21 protein-coding genes are annotated in these 23,103 nt (G+C 69.2%); 12 read left to right on the top strand and 9 right to left on the bottom strand.

All coding sequences use genetic code 11. The features are described from left to right. Nucleotides 1-5 precede the first annotated feature (5 nt). Nucleotides 6-326, bottom strand: coding sequence for a metal-sensing transcriptional repressor (locus tag BIX52_RS18170; RefSeq protein WP_075222514.1), 321 nt, complete (start codon nt 324-326; stop codon nt 6-8). Between the two features lie 162 nt (nt 327-488). On the opposite strand from BIX52_RS18170, the gene BIX52_RS18175 reads away from it, so the two are divergent. After that, nucleotides 489-1,577 carry a mandelate racemase/muconate lactonizing enzyme family protein gene (locus BIX52_RS18175; protein ID WP_075222515.1) on the top strand — a complete coding sequence of 363 codons (1,089 nt, stop codon included), beginning with the start codon at nt 489-491 and terminating at the stop codon, nt 1,575-1,577. A gap of 39 nt (nt 1,578-1,616) precedes the next feature. On the opposite strand, the gene BIX52_RS18180 is transcribed toward BIX52_RS18175, so the two are convergent. The 4 genes from BIX52_RS18180 to BIX52_RS18195 are packed head-to-tail and all read right to left on the bottom strand — an operon-like array spanning nt 1,617 to nt 5,230. Then, nucleotides 1,617-2,894 (bottom strand): TRAP transporter large permease, encoded by a 1,278-nt coding sequence (locus tag BIX52_RS18180; RefSeq protein WP_075222516.1) that lies wholly within the window; start codon nt 2,892-2,894, stop codon nt 1,617-1,619. Beyond that, complete coding sequence (locus tag BIX52_RS18185) at nt 2,891-3,439, bottom strand: TRAP transporter small permease (RefSeq protein ID WP_075222517.1); 549 nt, start codon at nt 3,437-3,439, stop codon at nt 2,891-2,893. Before BIX52_RS18185 ends, BIX52_RS18180 begins: the two co-directional genes overlap by 4 nt. Then, on the bottom strand, nt 3,436-4,242 hold the full coding sequence (locus BIX52_RS18190) for a maleate cis-trans isomerase family protein (RefSeq protein ID WP_075222518.1): 807 nt from the start codon (nt 4,240-4,242) through the stop codon (nt 3,436-3,438). The genes BIX52_RS18185 and BIX52_RS18190 overlap by 4 nt, the downstream gene beginning before the upstream one ends. A 4-nt stretch (nt 4,243-4,246) precedes the next feature. Beyond that, nucleotides 4,247-5,230 (bottom strand): TRAP transporter substrate-binding protein, encoded by a 984-nt coding sequence (locus tag BIX52_RS18195; protein ID WP_075222519.1) that lies wholly within the window; start codon nt 5,228-5,230, stop codon nt 4,247-4,249. A 342-nt stretch (nt 5,231-5,572) separates the two neighbouring features. Between BIX52_RS18195 and BIX52_RS18200 the strand changes: the two genes are divergently transcribed. After that, nucleotides 5,573-6,547 carry a LysR family transcriptional regulator gene (locus tag BIX52_RS18200; RefSeq protein WP_205647852.1) on the top strand — a complete coding sequence of 325 codons (975 nt, stop codon included), beginning with the start codon at nt 5,573-5,575 and terminating at the stop codon, nt 6,545-6,547. 6 nt (nt 6,548-6,553) lie between these two features. Here the strand turns inward: BIX52_RS18200 and BIX52_RS18205 are convergent, their stop codons facing one another. Next, nucleotides 6,554-7,948, bottom strand: a complete 1,395-nt coding sequence (locus tag BIX52_RS18205) for an amidohydrolase family protein (RefSeq protein WP_075222521.1) — start codon at nt 7,946-7,948, stop codon at nt 6,554-6,556. Nucleotides 7,949-8,113: 165 nt separating this feature from the next. Between BIX52_RS18205 and BIX52_RS18210 the strand changes: the two genes are divergently transcribed. The 9 genes from BIX52_RS18210 to BIX52_RS23300 all read left to right on the top strand — a co-directional run bounded on the left by BIX52_RS18210 (nt 8,114) and on the right by BIX52_RS23300 (nt 19,240). After that, nucleotides 8,114-9,388, top strand: a complete 1,275-nt coding sequence (locus BIX52_RS18210) for a M20/M25/M40 family metallo-hydrolase (RefSeq protein ID WP_075222522.1) — start codon at nt 8,114-8,116, stop codon at nt 9,386-9,388. Nucleotides 9,389-9,628: 240 nt separating this feature from the next. Then, nucleotides 9,629-10,528, top strand: a complete 900-nt coding sequence (locus tag BIX52_RS18215) for an N-formylglutamate amidohydrolase (protein ID WP_157956276.1) — start codon at nt 9,629-9,631, stop codon at nt 10,526-10,528. Continuing rightward, the gene (locus BIX52_RS18220) at nt 10,525-11,835 is read left to right on the top strand and encodes a M20/M25/M40 family metallo-hydrolase (protein ID WP_205647853.1); all 1,311 of its coding nucleotides are present in this window, start codon (nt 10,525-10,527) and stop codon (nt 11,833-11,835) included. Before BIX52_RS18215 ends, BIX52_RS18220 begins: the two co-directional genes overlap by 4 nt. Next, on the top strand, nt 11,832-12,536 hold the full coding sequence (locus BIX52_RS18225; RefSeq protein ID WP_075222523.1) for a DUF1028 domain-containing protein: 705 nt from the start codon (nt 11,832-11,834) through the stop codon (nt 12,534-12,536). The genes BIX52_RS18220 and BIX52_RS18225 overlap by 4 nt, the downstream gene beginning before the upstream one ends. Before the next feature lie 48 nt (nt 12,537-12,584). Continuing rightward, nucleotides 12,585-14,078, top strand: coding sequence for an ABC transporter substrate-binding protein (locus BIX52_RS18230; RefSeq protein ID WP_075222524.1), 1,494 nt, complete (start codon nt 12,585-12,587; stop codon nt 14,076-14,078). Between the two features lie 60 nt (nt 14,079-14,138). Beyond that, on the top strand, nt 14,139-15,098 hold the full coding sequence (locus BIX52_RS18235) for an ABC transporter permease (protein WP_075222525.1): 960 nt from the start codon (nt 14,139-14,141) through the stop codon (nt 15,096-15,098). Next, a complete protein-coding gene (locus BIX52_RS18240; protein WP_075222526.1) occupies nt 15,091-15,969 on the top strand; it encodes an ABC transporter permease in 879 nt (292 codons plus the stop codon). The genes BIX52_RS18235 and BIX52_RS18240 overlap by 8 nt, the downstream gene beginning before the upstream one ends. Before the next feature lie 5 nt (nt 15,970-15,974). Continuing rightward, nucleotides 15,975-18,092: a dipeptide ABC transporter ATP-binding protein gene (locus BIX52_RS18245; RefSeq protein WP_075222527.1), complete on the top strand. Its 2,118-nt coding sequence runs from the start codon at nt 15,975-15,977 to the stop codon at nt 18,090-18,092. 83 nt (nt 18,093-18,175) lie between these two features. Beyond that, nucleotides 18,176-19,240 carry a LacI family DNA-binding transcriptional regulator gene (locus tag BIX52_RS23300; RefSeq protein WP_170126438.1) on the top strand — a complete coding sequence of 355 codons (1,065 nt, stop codon included), beginning with the start codon at nt 18,176-18,178 and terminating at the stop codon, nt 19,238-19,240. Nucleotides 19,241-19,383: 143 nt separating this feature from the next. On the opposite strand, the gene BIX52_RS18255 is transcribed toward BIX52_RS23300, so the two are convergent. The 3 genes from BIX52_RS18255 to BIX52_RS18265 form a co-directional block, all read right to left on the bottom strand. Continuing rightward, nucleotides 19,384-20,235, bottom strand: a complete 852-nt coding sequence (locus tag BIX52_RS18255; RefSeq protein WP_075222529.1) for a homocysteine S-methyltransferase family protein — start codon at nt 20,233-20,235, stop codon at nt 19,384-19,386. A gap of 334 nt (nt 20,236-20,569) precedes the next feature. Continuing rightward, complete coding sequence (locus tag BIX52_RS18260; protein WP_075222530.1) at nt 20,570-21,376, bottom strand: creatininase family protein; 807 nt, start codon at nt 21,374-21,376, stop codon at nt 20,570-20,572. Between the two features lie 107 nt (nt 21,377-21,483). Further along, a complete protein-coding gene (locus BIX52_RS18265) occupies nt 21,484-21,870 on the bottom strand; it encodes a RidA family protein (RefSeq protein WP_083660471.1) in 387 nt (128 codons plus the stop codon). Nucleotides 21,871-22,031: 161 nt separating this feature from the next. Here BIX52_RS18265 and BIX52_RS18270 point away from each other — a divergent pair, with 161 nt between their 5' ends. Then, nucleotides 22,032-23,069, top strand: coding sequence for an ABC transporter substrate-binding protein (locus BIX52_RS18270; RefSeq protein WP_075222531.1), 1,038 nt, complete (start codon nt 22,032-22,034; stop codon nt 23,067-23,069). The last annotated feature ends 34 nt before the right edge of the window (nt 23,070-23,103 follow it).

Consider the following 23,103-nt stretch of genomic DNA (forward strand, 5'->3'; position numbering starts at 1 on the left):
CCGCGTCAGAGATACTTTGTGATGGCTTTGAATTCTTCGATCGTTTCGCGCTGATTGCGGCCGATGGAGCCGGCCGCCTCGTCCAGGCAATGGTCGATGTGGTCCTGGATGAGGGTGCGCTTGGCCTGGCAGATCGCCCGCTCCACGGCGTGCATCTGCTGGGCGATGTCGAGGCAGGATCGTTCCGCTTCGATCATGGCGATGACGCTGCGCAGGTGCCCTTCGGCCCGCTTCAGGCGCTTCACCAGATCGGGATGGGTGCTGTGAAGGTGCGCCGCCGCGGCCGGTGGCGCAGGGGGCGGCGTGTCGTCGATGGTGTCTGTCATGTCGCTATCCTATCCCCCTGGAGGGGATACACGCAAGCGGCTGCAGTGCCTCGATTGGCGCCAGACCTCCACCCTCACCTCCCCGCGGTGTGACGACCGCGTTGCACTCTGCGCACGATAATGCACCGATATGCGCCGGACTTTGCGACGGAGACGACCCCCATGAAAATCGCCGACGTGTCGGTCAGCGTGCACCGCTTCGAGACCACGCTGCCGGTGGTGGACCGCCCCGGCCCCGCCGAGGTGCGCGTCATCGCCACCATCACCACCGACGACGGCCTGACCGGCAGCGGCATGACCGCGCGCTTCCTGCCCGCTGCGGTGGAGGCGGCGATCCGCAGCCACCTCGGCCCGGCGATCATCGGGATGGACCCGCGCCGCCCGGCCCAGGTGCTCGATCGGCTCATACCGCTCGTCTCCGAGCGCGGCATCGCCACCGGCGTCAACCGGGCGGCGCTCTCCTGCATCGACCTCGCGCTGTGGGATATCGCCGGCAAAGCACGCGGGGCGCGCGTGTCCGACCTCTTCGGCGGCCTCGCCGACGATGCGCCCGCCTACGTCACCTGCGGCTTCCCCAACCTCGACCGCGACGAGCAGGCCGCGCTCGCCAAGGCGATGGCGGACGAGGGCTTCGGCACCATCAAGATGGTGGTCGGCCACAAAGGCGGGCTCGCCGAGGACGTGGCGCGCATCAAGGCCATCCGCGCCGCGGTGGGTGACGGCGTCGGCATCGCCATCGACGCCAACGAGAGGTTCGACTATGCCACCGCGCTCCGGCTGGCGCAGATGCTGGCCGGCGAGCCGATCGCCTGGTTCGAGGACCCTGTCTTCAACAACGACGCGCGCGACCTCGCCACGCTGCGGGCGGCCACCGGCATCCCGCTCGGCGCCGGGCAGATGGACGGCCACGCCCGCCGCTTCCGCGAGTTCGCCGAGCACGACGCGCTGGACCTCTACATGCCCAACAGCATGTACAATGGCGGGATGAGCGAGACGGCGCGGGTGGCGGCGCTCGCCAGCGTGAACGAGCGGCCTCTGTCGGACGCGGGCGGCGGCGGCATCTACTGCCTGCACCACATGACCGCGTTTCCTGGCGCCACTCTGGCGGAGGTCCACCTCGGCACGCTGCATCTGGAGCGCCAGCTCTTCACCGAGCCGCCGCGCGTCGCCTCCGGCCGCTCCGCGCTGCCGGACGGCCCCGGCTTCGGCGTCACCCTCGATGCCGATGTGCTGCGCGACACGCGGATCTGAGGTGCGGCGTGGCCGGCTCCGGCCGGTCACGCCAACCGGTCAGTCCAGCACCTCGGGCAGCCAGAGGGCGAGGCCGGGAACGGCGGCGAGCACCACCAGCAGCGCGATCATCGCCAGAAGGAACGGCATGTTCGCCCGCAGCGCGGCCATCACGTCCACATCCGCGATCTTCGCCGCGACGACGATGCACAGCGCCACCGGCGGCGTCACCTGGCCGATCACCACGGTGACGACGATGAGGATGCCGAAGTGGAGAAGGTCCACGTCGAGCGCGATCAAGGTCGGCAGCAGGATGGGCACGATGACGGGGATCAACGGGTCGAGGAACATGCCCGCGATCAGCGCCACCAGCAGCAAGGCGCACAGGGTGAAGAAGGGACTGTCCGCAAGGTTCGCCGCGTCGATGAGGCCGGTGAGTTCGGCCGGAACCTTGGCGAGCGACAAGGCCCAGCCGAGCGCCGCCGAAATGCCGACGATGAGCATGATCTCGCCGGTCAGAATCACGGTGTCGACGCACGCTTTGTAGAGCCGCGCGAAGCTGAGCTGGCGGTAGAGCGGGCCGGCCAGGACAAGGCCGTAGGCGACCGCGAAGGCCCCCGCCTCCGACGGGGTGAAGACGCCCAGCACCAGCCCCGCCAGGATGATGCCTGGCATGCCGAGGGGCAGCAGCGCTGAGCGGAGGGCGAGGAGAGCGGTGCGCCCGTCGAACGGGGCGCCGCGCTCGAACCGGCCGCCGCGCGCCATCACCGCGATGACGCCCATGAAGACCGCGCCGAGCAGCAGCCCCGGCACGACGCCGGCGAGGAAAAGCGAGGACAGCGACACGCCGGTGACCGCCGAGTAGAGGATCATCGGCGAGCTGGGCGGCACCAGCGGCCCGATGCCGGACGAGGACGCCGACAGCGCCGCGGCGAACGGCGCCGGATAGCCGCGCTCCTTCATCGACGGGATGATGACCGAGCCGGTGCCCGCGAGGTCGGCCACCGACGTGCCGATCATGCCGCCGAAGAGGACGCTGGTGGCGACGTTGACGTGGGCGAGTCCGCCGCGGAAGTGCCCCACCAGCGAGGCGGCGAAGGTGAAGAGCCGCGCGGTGATGCCGCCGACATTCATGATCGCCCCCGCCAGCACGAAGAGCGGCAGCGAGAGGAGCACAAAATCGTCGATCGCCTGGATCGTCTGCTGGGCGAGCGCCAGTTGCCACGCCCCCGTCAGCAGGAAATAGCCGATGGTGACGGAGGCGAGTGCCACCACCAGCGGCACGCCGACGATGACGAGGAGGCACAGAAGTGCCATGGCGATGCCGGCGAGGATCATCGCAGCCTGCGCAGCTTGTAGACGGTGACGCCGATGGCGACGAGCGCCATGGCCGCCGCGGCGAGCGGGAGGGCGGCGATATAGACCCCCTTGGGATAGCCGAAATAGGGCGTCTTATCGCGGCCGAAGAGGCCGAGATATTGCCACCCCACGTGGGCGATGAAGGCGAACGTAAAAGCTGCCAGCGCGTTCGACGCGGCGGCGATCCCGCGGCGCACCGGCGGGGCGAACTTCTCCAGAATCGCGGTGGAGGCGATCATCTGGCCGCGTTCCAGCGCCAGATAGGCGCCGATCATGACGACCCAGATGAGCAGCGTCGCGACGATCTCCTCCGTCCACACCAGCGGGCGGGAGAAGAGATAGCGCCCGCACGCGTTGACGAGCACGAGGACGACGATGGTGACGAGGGCGAGCACCCCCGCCACCTCGACCACCTTGTCGATGACCGCGAGCGGCCCCGGCAAAGCCGGCCGCTCGACATGGTCGTCCTCTCCGACATGGGCGACCTCGCGGGCGATGTCGTCGTAGGAGGTTTCAGGCTTCAAGGCGCGGGTTCCAGCGCCGGGGCCGCCGCGTCCGTCTCGACGTCCGCCATGAGGCGGCCGTAGCCGGGCCGCGCGCCGGCCACCCCCATCACCTTCAGCGCGCCCCACATGGAGGCCTGGATCGCCGAGATGACCGGCTTCCCAAGCTCCTCCTCCAGCGCCTTGATGAGCGCGATGGAGCGGAAGTTGGTGCACGAGATGAAGATCGCGTCAGCATCCGGCGTGTCGACGGAGCGGCAGAGGTCCCAGATGTCCTCGAGCGGCACCTCGGCCAGCGCCTGATCCTCGGTGATGGACAGGTAGCGCCCGTCCGTCACCGGGTGGCCGTTGGCGGCGAGCCACGAGGCGCACCGCTCGTGCACCTCCTCCACATAGGGCGTCGCCAGCGCCACCTTGCCGATGCCGAGCGACTCCAGCGCCCGCACGCAGGCGGTGGCGGTGGTCAGCGCCGGGGTTCCGCCGGACCAGCTCTGCATGCGCGCCGTGGTGTCCTCGTCCCACGCGTTGCCGTGCAGGAAGGACGCGCTGGTGCCGCCGAACAGGACGACGTCCACCGGCGCCTCGGCCACAAGGCGCACGCTGGTCTCGAACTCCGGCGATTCCATCATGGCGCCGATGTCGCGTACGTTGATCTTGCCGATGCGGATGCGGGAGGTGTGGACGGACACACCCGGTGCCGCCATCGCCCACATCTCGTTTTCCATCACCACCGAGGAGTGGAGGTAGACGAGGCCGATGCGGCCTTTGTCGCCCCACCCGTCGGGCATGAGACGCGCGTCGAGGGCGCCTCGCTCGGTCGCCATCAGATCAATTCCCGCCGACGATCGCGGTCGCCTTGTCCATGAAGTCAGGGCCGACGATGGTGCCGATCTCTTCGTAGATCGGCGGGGTCGCCTCCTTGAAGGCGGCGAGGTCGATCTCGTTGACCTCCATGCCGGCGGCCTCGAACTCGCCGAGGAGATTGGCGGTGTTCTCGTCGGACTGAGCACGCGAGGCCTCGCGGGCCATGGCGGCGGCGGCCATCACGGCCTCCTGCTCCTCGGCGGACAGGCCGTCGAAGGTGCGCGCGTTCATGACGAGGGTGATCGGCGTGTACACGTGGCGCGACAGGGAGAGGTACTTCTGCACCTCGTGGAAGGACATCTCGCGGATGGTGCCGAAGGGATTTTCCTGACCGTCGAGCACGCCCTGCTGCATGGCGAGATAGGCTTCGCCAAGGTTCATCGGCGTCGGCGCGGCGCCCAGCGTCTCGAACGCCATGATGCGGGTGGAGGAGCCGGGGGTGCGCAGCTTCAACCCGTCGAGGTCGGCGGGGACGACGACCGGCCGCACGTTGTTGGTGATCATGCGGAAGCCGAGTTCACCGAAGGCGAGCAGCTTGAGCCCGGTGCGCTCTTCCAGACTTTCGGCGAACATGTCGCCCAGTTCGCCGTCGAGCGCGGTGCGCGCGGTCGCGGCATCGGCGAAGAAGAAGGGCGCGTCGAACAGGGCGAAGTGGTTGTCGATCTCGACCACGTCGGAGCCCATCGGCACGACGTCGACCTGACCGGCGCGCACGAGTTCCATCTGGGCGATCTCGTCGCCGAGGACGCCGCCGTCGAAGATCTCGACCTCGAAGGCGCCGGGGCTGGTCTCCTCCAGCGCCGCCGCGAACGCGCGCAGCATGTAGTTCAGCGGCTCGCCCTCCGGCGTTTCCACCGAGAGGCGCAGCGCGGTCTGCGCTGACGCACCTGTGATGCCGAGGGCGCCGGCCATGAGGGCCGCCGCGGTGAGAGTGGCCAATTTGCGCATGAACGGTCCATCCATCGTTGAGGGGCCGGCGTGGTGCCCCGCGGGGCCGGGGGATCACGGTGCTTTGCCGGATGCCCAGCAATCTAGCGACACTTGAACCGCGACGACAAGAAGATTCCGCAAATTCTTCCGCCAAAACCGATCAGATACAGCAGCTATATTTGCAATGCAGCCCAGTATTGTTTTTCCTGATCAAGACAATCAATCCGTAGCGCCCAGAAACTATTCATGAGATGCCGCCAGATTGAGCACGCAATGCTACACCACCGATGAGGGGTGGCGACTGCGGCGCAGACGGCCCACAGCAACGCGCATGGCATGCAATGTGCTTGGAAGGTCGAAATGAGCCGACGCCACGGGCGCGTGAGAGAGGCCGCCGCGATGCACACCTCCCTGCGCAGCCTGTCCTACATCGTGGCAGCCGCGGACGCCGCCAGCGTCTCGGAAGCCGCGCGACGGCTGAACGTGTCGCAACCGTCGATCTCCGCCGCCATCGCCCATTTCGAGGAGGCGTGCGGTGTGCAGCTCTTCATCCGCCGGCCCGCACGCGGGGTCTCGCTCACGCCGACCGGCGAGCGCGTCGTCAGAGAGGCGCGCATGCTCCTCACCCACGCCGAGGACTTTTCGCAGATGGTGCGCGAACTGGGCGAAGGGCTCAGCGGCGAGGTCGTGATCGGCGCGTTCCCCACGCTCGCCATCCGCTACCTGCCGCACCTGCTCGACACTTTGGCCCAGATCCACCCGCGCATCAGCATCATCATGCACGAGGGCGATCAGGACGAAATCCTGTCGGGACTCGCCGAAGGGCGGATTGAGGTGGCGCTCTCCTACACCTTCGCCATCCCCGCCGATGTGGCGGTTGAGAGGCTGCAACGCCTTCATCCGCACGCCGTGTTGACGGCGGATCATCCCCTCGCGGCCGCGGCGGAGATCGACCTCGCGGACCTCGGCGACGCACCGTTCATGCTCCTCGACCTTCCGCACTCGCGCGATTACTTCCTGCGCCTCTTCGCGGCGGAGGGCGTGCAGCCTCAGATCGTCCACCGCTCGCGCTCGCCGGAGCTGCTGCGCGGGCTGGTCGCGCGCGGTCGCGGCTACACGCTGCACAACGCGCTGCCCGACACGCCCTTCACCTACGACGGCGGGCGCGTCGCCATGGTGCCCCTCAAGGGCGAGCGCGAGCCGACCGAGGTCGCACTCCTCACCTCGCGCCGCACCCGTCCGCGCCCGGCTGTCGCCGCCTTCCTCGACCATGTGCGCCACTATTTCGAGGCCGGCGCCGCGCCGCCGATGGCGCTCGGCCGGTCGCCACGCTGACGCCCCTCAGCCGCGACCGGCCCCGGCACCGAAGCCGGGCACCGTGGAGGGTGGCGCGGCAAGATCGCCGGCCGCCAGAAGACGCGCCCAAGCGGCCTCGGTCGCGGCCTGGGCACGCCGCACCACCGCGCCCTGGTCCATCGTCAACACCCGCCGCCCGCGCATGACGAACCGCCCGCCCACCAGCACGCTGTCGACCATCTCGGGCGTGCCATAGTGGACGATGTTGGAGACGAGGTTGATCGCAGGGCACAGCGCCGGGTGCGACAGGTCGATGATCGCAAGGTCGGCGCACTTGCCGACCTCCACCGTGCCGAGGTCGGCAAGCTCGCCCAGTGCGGCGGCGCCGTTGCGCGTCGCCCCGTCCAGCAGCGCCTGGGACGCGGGGTCGACGCTGCGCCCCCGCGTGCCGCGCTGCACGATCGCGCCGATCGCCATCGCGGCAAACATGTCTTCGCTCATGTTGTCCGTACCGAGGACGATGTTGACGCCCGCGTCGATCGCGAGGTCCGCCCGCGCCGGGTGCGGCCCGCGACGCGAGGAGCTGGCCGCACAATGGGCGAAGTGGACCCCGCGCCGCGCCAGAAGCGCGATGTCGTCCGGCGTGCAGAAGGTCCAGTGAGCCGCCACCACATCGTCCGCCAGCCAGCCGTGGCGGTCGAGATATTCGGCCGAGGTGGCGTCGTGGGCCGCGCGCACCTGGTCGCGCTCGATCGGGCTTTGCGACAGGTGCACCGTGCGCCTCAGCCCGTGGCGCGCGGCGAGCGCGGAGAGTTCGCCCAGCATCCACGGCGAGCAGTTGTCCGGCGCATGCGCGGCCACCTGCACCTTGACCCGGCCGTCCGCCGCGCCGTGATAGCGCGCGATGAGGTCCTCCGCCCGCGCCAGGAAGGTTTCGCCCCACGCCCTGTCATAGACGTAGCGGCCATGGCGGATCTCCAGCGTCAGCGCGTCGGCCGCGCTTTCGGAGAGGTAGAGCCGCAGCCCGGATCCGATCATCGCGTCCGCATAGTCGGTGACGTGACGGAAGGGGTCGACCAGCGTCGTCGTGCCGGAGCGGATGGCCTCCAGGCAACCGAGCTCGGCCATCGCGGCGCGCTCCTGCGCCGTCATCGCGAAGCTGATCGGCGACATGTAGCCGTAGATCGCATCGCCCGACATGTCTTCGACCGTGCCGCGCAGGACCATCAGCAGCGTGTGGGTGTGCGAATTGATGAGCCCCGGCAGGATGGCCTTGCCGGAAAGATCCACCCGCTCGGCCTCGGGGTGGGCCGCCCGCAGCGTCTCCGCCTCGCCGATCGCCGCGATGCGCCCGCCGGCGATGGCAACCGTGGCGCCGGGTCGGACGGAGCGCGCCGCGTCACAGGTGAGGACGAGCGCGTTCTCCAGTAGCAATTCCATGGCATTGGCCTTCGCTGCGATTCTACGCGCAACGCTGCCTCAATTTAAAGCAACATTATTGCGGCAAATCATTTGGGAAATCGGTTTTCTATGATCAACTCTTGGAATGATTGACGCAAGGGCGTGGCAGACCTCACCGCCCGACCTGGATTTTCGTGACCCGCCATGACCGATGATGACCGCCTCGCCGGACGCAAGACCCTGCTCGACTGGATCGAGGCCGATCGCGACAACCTGATCGATTTCCTCAGCCGGTTCGTGAAGGCCGCTTCGCCCAACCCTCCGGGCGACACGCGCGCGGCCGCCGCCGTCCTCACCGACGCGCTCAGCGCCGAGGGCCTGCCCTTCAGGATCATCGCGCCGCAGGAGACGATGCCCAACATCATCGGTGCCTTCGAGGGCGCGCGGCCCGGTCGCCATCTTGTCCTCAACGGCCACATCGACGTCTTCCCCGCGGCCGACGCCGCCCCCGGCGAACGCGATCCGTGGAGCGGCGCCATCGAGGACGGCAAGCTCTACGGGCGCGGCGTGGCGGACATGAAATGCGGCACGGCCGCGTCGGTCATCGCCTACCGCTACCTCTACCGCATGCGCGACAGGCTGGCCGGCAGGCTGACTCTGACGGCGGTGTCGGACGAGGAGACCGGCGGGCGCTGGGGCGCGCGCTACCTGATGGAGAACATGCGGGACGAGGTGCTGGGCGACTGCTGCCTGAACGGCGAGCCGAGCGGCATTCACACCCTGCGTTTCGGCGACAAGGGCACGCTGCGTTACACCATCACCGCCCGCACCCGCGGCGCCCACGGCGCCTATCCGCATCTGTCCAAAAGCGCGACGAAAATCATGGTCCGCATCGCCAGCGAGCTCGAGCTGCTGGAGGCGATCGAGCCCGCCCTGCCGGAGGACATCCGCATCGCCCTGGAAAAGCCGGAGGCCATCGCGGCGGTGGAGGCGAGCCTCGGCGAAGGCGCGACGCGAGTGGTGCCGCGCGTGACGGTCAACATCGGCATGCTGAACGGCGGCATCAAGGTGAACGTTCTGCCGGACGAGTGCCAGATGCAGATCGACGTGCGCATCCCGCCGGGCGTCGACCGCGAGCAGGTGCGCCGCGGTATCGGCGAGATCGTCGCGCGGTATCCCGAAGCGACGATGGAAGAGCACATCTACCACTCCTACCCGTCCAGCGTATGCGATCCGAATTCGGAGATGGTGCGGATCATCCAGGACAATGTCGAGGCGCTGATGGGGCATCGGCCGCCGCCCATCATCTCGCTCGGCGGCGCCGACACGCGCTTCTGGCGCTGGGAGGGCGTCGACGCCTACCTCTACGGGCCGAACCCGCAATCCATGGGCCGGCGGGACGAGCATGTGACGCTCGACGAGTTCCTGCACATCGTGCGCACACACACATTGTCGGCCTTCGACTATCTGTCGGTCTGACTGGTGCGGGACCGGAGCCGAACGCGCCGCTGCCCGCCCCGCCCGGCGAGGCAGCGGGCGGCGGCACCAAGGTCGGCGCTGGCGCCGCGGCGGCCGACCCACCGTTGCACAAAACATCACCACGCCCACCAAGTTGACAAACGGCGACGCAAAATTCAGTTTTACATCAAGAAAATCGTTTTACTTCGCGGATCAGCGGTTCGCCCACCTGACCGGAGCGGACCGCAGAAGGGAAATTCGGTGCCGGACGCTGTCGCAGTCGCGAACTATATTCCGGGTGTGCTCCTGCGCAGCGACCCTGCCGGGCCAGCCGCGCCGGTCGTGTTCGACATCCCCCGCAGCGGGGCCGACTATCCGCGCCGCTTCCGCTCCTCCGCCTCGCTGGATGCGGTCCAGCGGCAGATCTCGATGTACCTCGAAGAGCTCTACCTCGACGCTCCTGCGGCAGGCGCCACCTACCTCTACGCCCTCTTCCCGAACGCCTTCATCGACGCCAACCGCCATGAAACCGACATCGACCCCGCGATGATCGACGGCGAATGGCCGGGCCCGCTGAACCCCACCGTCAAGTCTGAGCTCGGCATCGGCCTGATCCATTCGGCCTGCGGCATCGGCGAGATCGCGCTGCAGGACGGCAAACTCAGCGTCGACGACGTACGCGACAGGATCGAGAACTTTTTCCTGCCCTACCACGACGAGCTGGCCGCGCAGCTTGCCGCCCACCGCGCCGCGCACGGCGTCGCCTACCACGTGAGCTGCCACAGCATGGCCTCCGTCGGCGGCAAGTCCACCTTGGACGCCGGCCAGCCCCGCGTTCAGTTCGACATCGGCGACCGCCACGGCACCACCTGCGAGCCCGGCTTCGTCGCTTTGGTGAAGGAGACGCTGGAGGGCCTTGGCTACGACGTCCACGTCAACAAGCACTATGCGGGCGCCGAATCGATCCGCCGCCATGCCGATCCCGCGAACGGCATCCACAGCCTGCAGATCGAGATGAACCGCGCCCTCTACATGAACGAGGACGACTTCACCCGCGGCCCCGGCTTCGACACCGTGCGCGGCCACCTCGCCACGCTGGAACGCGCCATCTGCGGCTATGCCCGCGACCGCGCCGCCGCCACCCGCACGGTGACGGCATGAGCGGCGCCGGCATGAGCGGTGACGGCATGAGCGGCGCCACAGCGAGCGCCCGCGCCGCCCTCATCGACGCGATCGAACGGGACCGGGACGACATCATCGCCCTCCTGTCCCGCTTCATCGCCGCGCCCTCGCCCAATCCGCCGGGCGACACCGCCGCGGCGACGGCGGTGCTGACCGACTACCTCACCCAAAACAGCGCACCCTTCCGCATCGTCACCGCCAACGGCCTCCCCAACATCGTCGGTGCGTTCGACGCGCCCGCCGCGGGGCCGCACCTCGTCCTCAACGGCCACATCGACGTCTTCCCCGTGCCGGAGGACGAGGCGTGGACGCACCCGCCCTTCAGCGGCGCGGTGGTGGACGGCGCCGTGTGGGGACGCGGCGCGACGGACATGAAGGCCGGCACCCTCGCCTCGGTCATCACCTACGTCTACCTCAACCGCGTCAAGGCCGAGCTGGGCGGACGGCTCACGCTGACGGCCGTGTCCGACGAGGAGACCGGCGGCAAATGGGGCGCGCTCTATCTCCTGAAGGAGCTGGGCAACGAGGTTCGCGGCGACGCGGTGCTGAACGGCGAGCCCAGCAACACCATGACGCTGCGGTTCTGCGAGAAGGGCACGCTGCGGCTGACCTTCACCATCCGCGCCCCCGGTGCCCACGGCGCCTATCCCAACAAGAGCGAGAACCCCAACCGCATCGCCGGCCGCCTGATGCAGCGGCTCGACGCACTGGAAGACCTCGTTCCGGACACGCCCGCCCCTCTGGCGGCCGCCCTCGCCGACCCGGCCGTGCGCGCCGCCGTCGATGCGGCGATGGGCGACGGCACCGCCGCCATCGCCGACAAGGTGACGGTGAACGTCGGCGTCCTGCGCGGCGGCGGCAAGGTCAACATCATCCCGAGCCTCTGCCACATGGAGGTGGACATCCGCCTTCCCATCGGCATCGACCGCGCGGCGATCCTGGCCGAGATCGACACCATCCTGTCCGACTTCCCGCAGGTGACGCTCACCGTTCAGGAGGCGGCCAGCAATGCGTCGAGCTACAGCGACCCAGGCCACCCGCTGGCCAAGCTGATCGCGCGAAGCTCGGCCGAATTGGGGCGCCCCGGCGTCGTCGCCGTCCCCAGCCTCGGGGCGACGGACTGCAAGCATTTCCGCCACTTCGGCGTGCCGTCCTTCATCTACGGCGTTCCGGCCGGCAACATGGGCCGGGCCGACGAACGGGTGTCCGTCGAGGACGTGATGCACGTGGTGAAGACCCACGCCCTCACCGCGTTCGACTATCTGACCGGCGGGGCGGAGCCATGACCTACTCCATCGCCGCCCGCTGCCCGCACACCGGCCAGTTCGGTGTCGCGGTCACCACGTCGTCCATCGCGGTGGGGCCGCGCTGCGCCTTCGCCCGGACCGGCGTCGGCGCGGTGCTGACGCAGCATCAGACCGACCCGCGCCTCGGCCCGATCGGCCTCGACCTCCTCGAACAAGGGTTGGGCGCCGCGGAGGTCATCACCCGCCTCACCACCTCCGGCGACCCTCACATCGAACGCCGCCAGCTCGCCGTGGTCGACTCGGCCGGCGCCACCGCCGCCTTCCACGGCGCCAAGATCTGGTCCGTCCACGGTGAGGCGCACTGCGACGGCGCCGTCGCCATCGGCAACATCATCCGCACGCCTGACGTCCCCGCCGCGATGATCGCCTGTTTCGAGGCGCGCGCCGACGAGCCGCTGGCCGAGCGCCTGGTCGCCGCGCTGGAAGCCGGCAAGGCCGCGGGCGGCGAGTGGAAGCAGGAAAAGTCCGCCGCGCTTCTGGTGATGGGCGAAGAGTCCTTCCCTCTCGTCGACCTGCGCGTCGACCTCGACCGCCACGCCATCGACCAGCTCAGGTTCCTCTGGGACACCTACCGGCCGATGGTCGACATGTATGTCGCCCGCGCTTTGGCGCCCGATACGCCGCTGGCCGGCTTCGCCCCGCCCCCGGCCTCCCCGTCCGCCTCCTCCGAAAGCCGCTGACCGCTCCGACACGACAGGACCGGCCCCTCAACCGCAAGGACTGAACCCATGAAACGTTTGATCGGTGTCCTGCTCCTGGCCACCAGCCTCACCACCGGCGGGGCGGCCTTCGCCCAGAGCGAGCTCGTCGCGACGCTGAACGCGAACCCGAATCACCTGTGGCCCGCGAAGGCGACCATCGGCGAGGAGTACAACCTCGCCGTTCTCATGTTCAACGGCCTCACCCGCATCCTGCCCGACCTCACCATCGAGCCGGACCTCGCCGAGAGCTGGGAGACCAACGAGGACGCCACCGTCTGGACCTTCAAACTGCGCGAAGGGGTGAAGTTCCACCACGGCAAGGAGCTGAAGGCCGAGGACGTGATCCACACCTTCGAGCTGATCGCCGACCCGGACACCGCGTCCCGCGCCGCCAGCCACACCGACCTCATCGAGTCCATGGAAGCGGTCGACGACTACACGGTGAAGTTCACCCTGAAGCAGTCCTATGCGGGGTGGGCGGACCTGATGATCGAGCGTCAGCTCAAGATCGTCCCGTCCGACCGCACGCTCGAGGAACTGGCGACCGCCCCCGTCGGCACCGGCCCGTTCAAGTTCGAGAGCTACCAGCCGGGCGACAAGATCGTCCTGTCGAAGTTCGAGGACTATTACGAAGAGGGCCTGCCGAAGGTCGACACGGTCGAGCTGCGCATCATGCCCGAAGACGCGGCCAAGATCGCGGCGCTGCAGTCCGGTGACGTCGACATCATCACCAACCTGCCGCTGGAATCGATCGCGGAGCTCGAGGCGGCGCCCGGCATCACCGTCGACGCCAAGTCGACGGCGACGTGGGACGGCATCGTTTTCAACAACTCGACCCGCCCGTTCAGCGACCAGCGCGTTCGCAAAGCGATGCTGATGGCGATCGACAAGCCGGCGCTGGTCGACTTCGCGGCGTTTGGCAACGGGGCGCCGACCCACTCGCCGATCCCACCGACGCACAAGTTCTTCGCGCACGACATCGGCTTCGAGACCGACATCGAGGGTGCGAAGGCCCTGCTCGCCGAGGCCGGCTATCCGAACGGCTTCGACATCACCATTCACGCCCCGGTCGGCCGGCCGACGCGCGAGCGTGCCGCCGTGGCGCTGCAACAGATGCTGCGCCCGATCGGCGTGAACGCCAGCGTGGAGCGCGTGCCCTACAACCGCTACGGGGCCACAGTCAGCGGCCAGGCGCCGTTCTACATGGACGGCTACTTCGCCCGCCCGACGCTCGACACCTCCACCTATCCCTGGTTCCACAGCACCGGCTCATGGAACGCGCGGATGTGGCATTATTCGAGCGAGGCGATGGACGCCATCCTCGACGAAGCGCGCCGCACCACGGACGAAGAGCGCCTCGCCGAGCTCTACGCCGACTTCCAGGCGCTGATGGTCGAGGAGGTGCCGGGCATCGTCATGTACTCGATGAATTTCGCCACCGCCTATTCGGACAAGGTGAGCGGCTACGAGACCCACCCTTACCTCTGGACGGACTTCCGCACCGTTTCGGTCTCCGAGTAACCGCCGCCTCCGCCGCGTGATCGCTCGCGCGGCGGCGGCTCGCCCGCAGGAGTGCGCCCGGTGTTGCTCTATTTCTGCCAGCGCGTGGCCTACGTCGTCGGCATCGTCCTCGTCGTGTCTTTGCTGATCTTCTCCATCACGCAGATCATGCCCGGCAACGTCGCCTACGTGATCCTGGGCGACTTCGCGCCGCTGGAGCAGATCCACGCGCTGGAGGAGAAGCTCGGCTTCAACGATCCGTGGTACGTGCAATATTGGCGCTGGCTGAGCCAGATCGCCCGGCTCGACTTCGGCGACTCGCTGATCATGGAGCGCCCCATCGGGCCGATCCTGTGGCAGGCCGTCGCCAACTCGGCGGTGCTCGCGGTGATCTCCATCGTTCTCGTCGCCGTCATCGGCATCTGGCTCGGCGTCGTCAGCGCCGTGCGCCATGGCAAGGCGAGCGACCATGTCGTGTCGATCGGCACCTACATCGTCCTCGCGGTGCCGGAATTCTTCTGGTGCATCGTCCTCATCGTCGTCTTCGCGGGCTCGCTCCAATGGCTCCCGGCGACGGGCTACACGTCCATGGACGAAGGCTTCTTCGTCTGGGCCTCGCACCTGGTGCTGCCGGTAGTGGCGCTCGTCATGGGCCTCGTCGCCCACGTATCGCGCCTCACCCGCTCCAGCATGCTGGAGGTGATGCAGAGCCCCTACGTGGTCGCCGCGAGAGCGCGCGGCATCCCCGAAGCGCGGGTCATCCGCGGCCATGCACTGCCCAACGCACTGCTGCCGACCATCACCGTCCTCGCCATCGACATCGGCGTTCTCATGGGCGGCATGGTCGTCGTGGAGACGATCTTCTCTTATCCGGGCCTTGGGCGGCTCCTCATCTTCGGCATCCAACAGCTCGACCTGCCGCTGATCCAGGCGGCGATGATGGTGGTGGCGGTGATCTACGCGCTCGCCAACCTCCTCGCCGACGTCCTCTACGCCTTCCTCAACCCGCGCATCCGCTTCGGAAAGGCCGCCCATGGTTGATGCGACGACAGCCACGCCAGCGGCCACGGCCGCACCGCCGGCACGCCGCCGCCGCCCATGGCCGGCCACGCTGGTCTGGGGCACCGCGGGCATCGCGGCGGTCCTCGCCTTCGCCCTCGTCGGCGCTGTCTGGACGCCGCATCCCTATGACGGGATGAACATCTCCGCCCGCTTCGCCGCGCCGTCCGCCACCTACTGGCTCGGCACCGACGAGTTCGGTCGTGACGTTCTCAGCCGCGTCATGGCGGGCGCGCACCTGTCGCTCTTCATGGGCGCCTTCGCCACCTTCATCAGCCTCGCCGTCGGTGTACCGCTGGGCCTCATCGCGGGCTACTTCCGCGGTCTGCGTGAAGAGGTCATCATGCGCGCCGTCGACGTGATGATCTCCATCCCGCCGATCATGCTCGGCCTTCTCATCCTCGCCGTCACGACGCCGGACATCTGGAAGTCCGCCGGAGCGGTCGGGCTCATCTACGTGCCGATCATCGTGCGTCTCACCCGCGGGGTGACGCTGGAACTCGGCGCCCAGGAGTTCATCGAGGCCGCCCGCGCCCGGGGCGAGCGCGACTGGTACATCCTCTTCGTCGAAATCCTGCCCAACGCCTGGCCGCCGATCATCGTCGAGGCGGCGCTGCGCGTGACCTTCGCCATCCTGCTCGGTGCGGCGCTGTCCTTCCTCGGCCTCGGCGTGCAGCCGCCGGCGTCCGACTGGGGGCTGATGATCGCGGAAGGCCGGCCCTTCCTGTCGCAGGCGCCGTGGATCGCTATCGCCCCCGGTGTCGCCCTCGTCGTCACCGTCATTCTGATCAACCTCTTCGGCGATGGCCTGCGCGAGCGGCTGGACCCGCGCCTGCGCCAGAAAGGCGCGTGAGCCCGATGCTGATGAGACACACCTGTTCCGCGCCCGGCGACCGCGACGCCCCGATTTCCGCCCAGCCGCCCGGCCGCGAAGGCGAAATCCTGACGCTCGACGGACTCTCGGTGCGCTACGGCTCCGGTCCGTCCTCGCTGCGCGCACTGGACAAGGTGAGCCTCTCCTTGCCGCGCGGCGGGGCGCTCGGCGTCGTCGGCGAAAGCGGCTCTGGCAAGAGCACGCTCGCCATGACCTTGATGGGCCTCCTCGCCGGGTCCGCCCGCGTCGACGGCGGGCGCGCTGTGTTCGAGGGTGAGGACCTCTACGCCCTCTCCCCCGCCGGCTGGGCGGGCATGCGCGGGCGGCGCATCGGCCTCGTCTTCCAAGACCCGTTCACCGCGCTGAACCCGGCCAAGACGATCGCCCATCAGCTCACTGAGCCCTTGGTGCTGCACCGCGGCCTCAGCGAGACGGCGGCGCGGGCCGAGGCGCGGCGACTGCTGGACGAGGTCGGCATCTCCGATCCGGACGCGATGCTGTCGGCCTATCCGCACGCCCTCTCCGGCGGCATGAAGCAGCGCGCCCTGATCGCCGCCGCGCTCGCCGGCGACCCGGACCTTCTCATCCTCGACGAGCCGACCACCGCGCTCGATGTCACCATCGAGGCGCAGATCCTCGACCTTCTGGAAGCGCTGCGGGCCGAGCGGCAGTTGTCGATGATCTTCATCAGTCACAATCTCGGCGTCATCGCCCGCGTGGTGGACGAGGTGTGCGTGCTCTACGCGGGCCAGGTGGTGGAGACGGCGCCGAAGGCCGAGATCTTCGCCGCCCCGCGCCATCCCTACACCAAGGGCCTCCTCGCCTCGATGCCGCGGCTGGGCGCCCCGCGCGCCCGGCTGGAGACGATCCCCGGCCGCCTGCCGGATCTGACGAACCCGCCGGAGGGCTGCCGCTTCGCCGCCCGCTGCCCCTTCGCCGAGGACCGCTGCGCCGCGCCGCAGCCTATGGTGAGCGTCGGCCCCGGCCGTGAGAGCCGCTGCTGGAAGGCGGTCGCCCTCGGCGCCACGCCCTGGACCAGCGCCGAGACCGCCGCCCCCGCCCGTGCGCGCACTGTCGCCGCCGACGCGCCGCCGGCGCTGCGGGCGGACGGCGTGTCGAAGCGCTTCCGCCGCGCCGGCGGCGTGCGCGTGAGGATCGACCGCTCGGGCGCCATTCCCGTGCCGCGCATCGGCCACAGCACCTTCAATGCGGTCGACGCCGTGTCGCTGACGGTGAAGGCGGGGGAGACGGTCGGCCTCGTCGGCGAATCGGGCTGCGGCAAATCCACGCTGGCGCGCTGCCTCATCCGGTTGATCGAACCGGACGGCGGCGCCATCGCGCTGAACGGCCGCGACATCCTGAAGGGCCGCGCGGCCGACCGGCGGACGATCGCCCGCACGGCGCAGTTCGTGTTCCAGAACCCGGACTCCTCGCTCAACCCGCGCAAGACCGTGCGGCAGATCCTCGCCCGCCCGCTGGCCCTCCTCGGCGAGGAGCGGCCCGGCACCATGGACCAGCGCGTCGAGCGGCTGCTCGACATGGTGCGCCTGTCGCGCGCCTACATGGACCGCTACCCGCACGAGATGAGCGGCGGCGAGAAGCAGCGCATCGGTATCGCCCGCGTTCTGGCCGCCGAGCCGAAATTCGTCATCTGCGACGAGGCGGTGTCTGCGCTCGACGTGTCGGTGCAAGCCTCGATCCTCAACCTTTTGGCGGATCTGCGCGACGAACTCGGCCTCGCCTACCTCTTCATCTCGCACGATCTCTCCGTGGTGCGGCACATCGCCGACCGCGTGGCGGTGATGTATCGCGGCGGCATAGTGGAGGTGGGGCCGGCGTCCGCGTTGGGCACGCCCGGTCACCACCCCTACACCGAAGCGCTGCTGTCGGCCGTGCCGTCGCTCGACAGTCGGGGGGCGGAGCGCATGCGCCTCGCCGGGACCGTCAGCGCGCCGGGGGACGGCATCACCGGATGCCGCTTCGCCGACCGCTGCCCGCGCAAGATCGGCCCGGTGTGCGACACGCAGGCACCGCCCTGGCGCACCGGCCCCGAAGGCGTCCGGTTCGAGTGCCACCACACCGCAGATGCGCTGGCGGGCTGAGCGGCCCCTCCCCTCACAACCGCTCGATCGGCGGCATGCCCCGCTTGCGCCCGGATGCGCGTCGCCGCCATAGAGGTGGCCCCGTGGCAGATGAGCGGAACAAAGGGTTGCAGGACGAGAAGCTTCGCTGGGGCGGCGCCACCTTAGCGGACGTTGCCGAGCGCGCCGAGGTGTCGAAATCCACCGTGTCGCGCGCGCTGAGCGACGATCCGACGCTCAACATCCGCGAGGAGACGCGCCTGCGCATCAAGGCCGCGGCCGACGCGCTCGGCTATCGGCCCAACTCCAACGCGCGGGGGCTGCGCCTGTCGCGCTCCTGGTGCCTCGCCTTCGTGGTGCCGGAGCTGCAGAACCCGGTGTTCGGCCAGACCATCGACGGGGCGCACCGCGCCGCCTCCGAGCGTGGCTATACGATGCTGATCGCCCCGGTGGACTACAGCCCCGCCCAGTCCGAATTCGCGCGCAACATCGTCCAGGGCAGCCGGGTGGACGGGGTGCTCAACACGCTGGAGCGGCCGGACCTCATCGCCAGCCTGTCCGCCTTGAAGGCGCGCATGGTGCTGGTCAACCGACAGACGGGGGCCGAGGGCGAGCATTGCGTTCTGCTCGACAACATCGCCGGGGCGCGGCTTGCGGTGCGGGAGCTGGCCGCGCTCGGCCACAGGCGCATCGCCTACATGCCGTCGACGTCGACGAGCTGGGTGAGCCGCCGCCGCCGCGAGGGCTACTATCTCGGCATGGAGGCGGTGGGTCTTTCGGGCGAGGCGATGGAGATGCCGCCATGCGAGGCCGACCTCGCCGCGGCCGAGGCCACTGCCGCCGCCGTCCTGTCGCAGCCGGAACGCCCGACGGCGATCGTCGCCTGGAACATCCTCCTCGCGGTCGGCGTGACGCGGGCGGCGCGGCGGCTCGGCGTGTCGATCCCCGGCGACCTGTCGGTGATCTCGCTGAACGATTCGTCCGCGGCCGAGATGATGACGCCGCAGGTGAGCGCGGTGCGTCTGCCGCTCTTCCGACTCGGTCACGCGGCGGCGAGCCTGCTCATCGACCTCATCGAAGGTAAGCCCGCCTCCGGTGAGCCGCCGATCCTGCCCCCCGAGGGCGTCATCCTGCGCGAGACGACAGGCCCCATTCCACCGGCGCGCTGAGCCGGGGCGGGGTGACGGCGGCACCTTTCGCCCGACCACACGGGGCGGATGGGAGGTGGTGCGGGCGCCCGCAAGACGGTCGCGCTGGAGGAGCCGGGTCGCGGCGCGCCGGGGGCCGCCGCCGACGTGTTCGGCGGGCCGGGCTATTTCCACTCGGTCGCGATGAGGCCGCGCATGGCGGCCACGTGCTCGGCCGAGGCGCCCTGGTCGGCGGCCATCAGGTGAACGCCGGTCTCCATCCAGCGGCGGGCATATTGCACGAAGGCGCGCGGCGTATGCTCCTCCACCGCGCCGTTGGGCCAGCGGTCGAACGCATCGGCGACGACTCCGCGCAAGAGATCCGCCCGCGGCACGGATGCGCGCATCAGCGCCTCGACGGCCGGCCCGGCGCTGTCGGCGGTGCGCGCGTTGACGAGGATCGCGTCCGGCCCGGCGGCGGCGATGGCGGCCACCGCCTCGGCGACAGGCTCGCCCCCCTCCAGCGCGGTCGGCTCGTCCAGGCTGACGGCAAGTCCCACCCAGACGGGACGCCCGGTGGAGGCCGCCGCGTGGATCGTCGCCACCGCCTCCCGCACCGACGACAGCCGCTCGGCGATGAAGAGGTCGACGAGCGGTTCCATCAAGAGAGCCTGCTCGGCCACCTCCATCTCGATCACCGCGCCGTCGGGTGTGGAGAGCGGCTCATAGACCTCGCGCACGGGCCACAGGGTGCCAGCGACGAGCGCCTCGGGGTTGACGCTGTCGCGCGCGTCCATCGCCGCGCGGCAGCAGGCGGTGTTGGCGGCGGCGAAGCGGTCCCACTGCCCCTCGCGGTTCATGCGCCAGCGCGACAGGGCGCCGGTGGCGGTCCGCACCAGAGCGGCCCCTGCGGCGAGATCGTCGGAATGGGCGGCTTCCAGCGCGGCGATGGAGGCGAAGACGTCGAGTTCGCCGCGCGGCCCCAACCGGAGGCGGCCGAGAACGTTGGTATCGAGCACGCGGGGGGGAAGCACCATCGCCCTACCTCAGCTTTGCATTGAGCGCCTTGCGCAGCCGGTCACATGAACGATTCGCGGCGGGGACCATGATGGCGCATATCGCGCGGCGCGCCAGGGATCCAGGACCACAGTTCCAGGACCAGGGATCCATCCGCAGCAGGCCCGCGATGCCCGGCCTGATCCACGCCGGAACCGAAGGACGGTCGCGCCGAAGCCGCGGCACGCGCCGAGCGGTGCTTTCGCCCCCGATGCGACGCCCGGCACGCCCGGGGTCCTCCATCTCCGCCACCGGGGCGAAGCGCGACCCTGACGAGATGCTGTGCGCCAGCCGGGCGCAGCCGCGCAGCCACCCTCAGTGGCGAATCGGGCCGGGCGCGAGGATCGTAAGGTCGGCCCGCGCGACGTCGCGCAGCAGCTCGATGAACGCATCGGCTTGGAAGGCGGCGAGCTCGGCGCCCAGAGCAGCGCTGCCCTCCGAGGCATCGCCGACGACACCCTGCGGGTTGAGGTCCTGCGCCATCCACGCGAAGGGCTGGCGCCCATGGGCGACGAGATGGCTGAAGTTGTTGGTCAAGACCGTCTGGGCGCTCGGAAAATGCCGCGCCTCGTCCTCGCGCACGAGGTCCGGCCGGAAATGGCGGATGAGCGCCGTCTCCAAGGTGCCGCCGTGGATGCCGATCGCCCGTTCCGCCTCGCCGATCAGGTCGCCGTCGCCGAAGCGCATCCAGTTGGCGTGAACGGCGAGCATGCCGAACCGGACCCGCAGCTCACGGCAGATGATGTCGAGCGGGGCGATGTTGCCGCCGTGCGAATTGGCGAAGACGATCCGCTTCACCCCTGCGCGCGCGACCGACTCGCCGATCTCCACCCACGCCTTGATGGTGGTTTCCCAGGAGAGAGTGAGCGTGCCGCGAAAGTTGAGATGCTCGTTCGACTTGCCGACGCTCTGGATCGGCAAGAAGGTGGCCGGAAGGTCGGCCGGCATGCGCGCCATCACGGTGTTCACCATACCTTCGGCGATCAGCGTGTCGGTGCCGACGGGAAGATGAGGGCCGTGCTGTTCGATCGCCGCGGTGGGGACGACGGCGACCCAGTCCTCGATATCGTCGGGAAAGTCGAAGGCGGTCATCTCCGCCCAGACGCGGCGCGGCGCTGGCATGCATGGATCTCCGAGGAACGGCCACCGCTTAGCCCCGTCACAGGGTGCCCTGCAAGCGCATGCGCGCGGGCACGCCGATTCCGGCCGGTCGAACTCGGCGGCGGTTCTCAGGCGGGAAGAACGGCAAGCGCCTCCACCTCGACGACGAATTCCGGGCGCGAGAAGCCGCTCACGATCATCAAGGTGGACGCCGGCGCCGGGCCCGCCACGAATTCGTCGCGCGCGGCCATGTAGCCCGGCAGATGCTCGCGCCCCGTCACATAGGCGTTGAGCTTCACGACATCGCCGGGCCCGCCGCCCGCCTCCGCCAAGATCGCCGCGATGTTGGCAAAACACACCCGCGCCTGCGCCTCGCTCCCCTCCGGCACATGCTCGTCCACACCGATGCCGAGCTGCCCCGAGAGGAGCAGGAGACGCATCCCCGCGGGCACCTCCACGGCATGCGGATAGTTCGCGAAGGGGCGGCGAATTGTCGTCGGGGTGTGGCGTTTCATCAGGCGTCTCGGACAGTGGCCGCCACCCATCGGCGGCACGAAGGTTGCAAGGTTAAACGGCCATTGCAGGATCGGCACGGGGTGATATGGCTCGAAGCCGCCTGCCGCCCGCAAGGGTCACGCCTGAAAGTGTCATGCCCGAAGGGGCAAGGGGAGAGACGATGACACGCACCAATTTGACGGCGCTCGCACTGCCCGCCGCCATGTCCGCCGCACTCGCCACTGCGGTGTGCGGGCCGGCGACGGCCCAGGACACCATGGCCGTCACCTTCGGCACCAACTGGTTACCCCAAGCCGAACACGGCGGCTACTATCAGGCGCTGGCAGACGGCACCTACGCCGCGTGCGGGCTGGACGTGACGATCGCCCCCGGCGGACCGCAGGTGAACAACCGTGCGCTCCTTCTGGCGGGGCGCATCCAGTTCCACATGGGCGGCAACCTGCTCCAGGCGTTCAACGCCGCGCAGGAGGGGATCCCGCTGAAGGTGGTCGCGGCGCACTTCCAAAAAGAGCCGCAGATCATCATGACCCACCCCGGCGAGGGGTTCGACACCTGGGAAAGCCTGACCGGCCTGCCCACCCTCTTCCTCGGCGAGAACGGCTATCAGTCCTTCTACCAGTGGATGATCGACGCCTACGGCTTCAAGGCCGAGCAGCGTAAGCCCTACACGTTCAATCCCGCCCCCTTCGTCGCCGACAAGAAGAGCGGCCAGCAGGGCTATGTCACGTCCGAGCCCTTCGCGGTGGAGACCGTCGGCGGCTTCAAGCCCAACGTCTTCCTCCTCGCCGACTACGGGTTCGACACCTACGCCACCACGGTGGAGGTGATGGACGACTTCATCACCGACAACGCGGACGCCGTGCAGTGCTTCGTCGACGCGTCGGCGATCGGCTGGACCAAGTATCTCTACGGCGACGCGTCGGCGGGCGACAAGGCGATCCTGGACGCCAACGCCGACATGAGCCAGGAGCAGCTCGACTATTCGCGCAACGCCATGAAGGAATACGGCATCGTCGATTCCGGCGAGAGCCTGACCGACGGCATCGGCGCGATGACCGCCGCCCGCATCGAAGGCTTCTACGAGAAGATGGTGGCCGCAGGTGTCGCCCCGGACAACATCGAGCTGAGCGACATGTACACGCTCGATTTCGTCAACAAGGGCGTCGGCCTCGACATCAAGACGGAGCTGACGAAGTAAGCCCGCACCTTGCACCCTCCCCTGCCTCGCCCCG

It is taken from the genome of Acuticoccus yangtzensis, from assembly GCF_001927245.1.
Lineage (GTDB): Bacteria > Pseudomonadota > Alphaproteobacteria > Rhizobiales > Amorphaceae > Acuticoccus > Acuticoccus yangtzensis.

Excerpts from the sequence above, each read along its gene's own strand:
- BIX52_RS18170 (WP_075222514.1), bottom strand. The coding sequence starts at position 326 with ATGACAGACACCATCGACGACACGCCGCCCCCTGCGCCACCGGCCGCG.
- BIX52_RS18175 (WP_075222515.1), top strand. The coding sequence starts at position 489 with ATGAAAATCGCCGACGTGTCGGTCAGCGTGCACCGCTTCGAGACCACG.
- BIX52_RS18180 (WP_075222516.1), bottom strand. The coding sequence starts at position 2,894 with ATGATCCTCGCCGGCATCGCCATGGCACTTCTGTGCCTCCTCGTCATC.
- BIX52_RS18190 (WP_075222518.1), bottom strand. The coding sequence starts at position 4,242 with ATGGCGACCGAGCGAGGCGCCCTCGACGCGCGTCTCATGCCCGACGGG.
- BIX52_RS18195 (WP_075222519.1), bottom strand. The coding sequence starts at position 5,230 with ATGCGCAAATTGGCCACTCTCACCGCGGCGGCCCTCATGGCCGGCGCC.
- BIX52_RS18200 (WP_205647852.1), top strand. The coding sequence starts at position 5,573 with ATGAGCCGACGCCACGGGCGCGTGAGAGAGGCCGCCGCGATGCACACC.
- BIX52_RS18205 (WP_075222521.1), bottom strand. The coding sequence starts at position 7,948 with ATGGAATTGCTACTGGAGAACGCGCTCGTCCTCACCTGTGACGCGGCG.
- BIX52_RS18210 (WP_075222522.1), top strand. The coding sequence starts at position 8,114 with ATGACCGATGATGACCGCCTCGCCGGACGCAAGACCCTGCTCGACTGG.
- BIX52_RS18220 (WP_205647853.1), top strand. The coding sequence starts at position 10,525 with ATGAGCGGCGCCGGCATGAGCGGTGACGGCATGAGCGGCGCCACAGCG.
- BIX52_RS18225 (WP_075222523.1), top strand. The coding sequence starts at position 11,832 with ATGACCTACTCCATCGCCGCCCGCTGCCCGCACACCGGCCAGTTCGGT.
- BIX52_RS18230 (WP_075222524.1), top strand. The coding sequence starts at position 12,585 with ATGAAACGTTTGATCGGTGTCCTGCTCCTGGCCACCAGCCTCACCACC.
- BIX52_RS18240 (WP_075222526.1), top strand. The coding sequence starts at position 15,091 with ATGGTTGATGCGACGACAGCCACGCCAGCGGCCACGGCCGCACCGCCG.
- BIX52_RS18245 (WP_075222527.1), top strand. The coding sequence starts at position 15,975 with ATGCTGATGAGACACACCTGTTCCGCGCCCGGCGACCGCGACGCCCCG.
- BIX52_RS18255 (WP_075222529.1), bottom strand. The coding sequence starts at position 20,235 with ATGGTGCTTCCCCCCCGCGTGCTCGATACCAACGTTCTCGGCCGCCTC.
- BIX52_RS18260 (WP_075222530.1), bottom strand. The coding sequence starts at position 21,376 with ATGCCAGCGCCGCGCCGCGTCTGGGCGGAGATGACCGCCTTCGACTTT.
- BIX52_RS18265 (WP_083660471.1), bottom strand. The coding sequence starts at position 21,870 with ATGAAACGCCACACCCCGACGACAATTCGCCGCCCCTTCGCGAACTAT.
- BIX52_RS18270 (WP_075222531.1), top strand. The coding sequence starts at position 22,032 with ATGACACGCACCAATTTGACGGCGCTCGCACTGCCCGCCGCCATGTCC.